Below are 536 nucleotides of genomic sequence, written 5' to 3' on the forward strand. Positions count from 1 at the left end.
GCGGGCAACGATGAACTGCTCCACCTTGGCATTGGCCTCCTTCAGCGGGGCAACGAACAGCCCGAGCCCCAGCTTCGTCACCTGCGCCGCATATTTCGTCTCCAGGTCGGCGATGAAATTGTGAAGCAATCCCGTCTCGCGGTCCAACTGCATTGCAGGGTCGATGCGATAATCCGCCATGCACTGGTGCAACTCCTTGGCTGCCTGCGCCACATCGGCCATGGGCGCCTTCAGGAAACCCTTGATGGTTTTGCGCAGCGCACTGTAGATGTCGTCGCGCACATCGTCGGCCTCCTTGATATCATCGGTGATGAGGCTTTTTCGCGAAATCGCCAGACAGCGATCCTCCTCTTTCACCGCGGCCGCCAACGCCTCGATAGCCTTTTTCGCCGTGGCATTCGCACTCAACGTCGTCTCGGCCGCGAAACGCTCGCTCACCACTTTCATAAACTCATAGTGTGCGCCATTGTTGATGCGCACAAAATCGACAGCTTGAATGTCTACCATAACTTGAATATTTTTTATGTGATTAATAT

1 protein-coding gene is annotated in these 536 nt (G+C 55.0%); it reads right to left on the reverse strand.

Features of this window, described 5'->3' with window-relative positions:
- A partial coding sequence (locus HMPREF0658_RS10610) for a DUF6261 family protein (protein ID WP_040557884.1) occupies positions 1–507 on the reverse strand: 507 nt, incomplete at its 3' end.
- Between the last annotated feature and the right edge of the window lie 29 nt (positions 508–536).

Origin of the sequence: Hoylesella marshii DSM 16973 = JCM 13450, from assembly GCF_000146675.1 — a bacterium.
GTDB lineage: Bacteria > Bacteroidota > Bacteroidia > Bacteroidales > Bacteroidaceae > Prevotella > Prevotella marshii.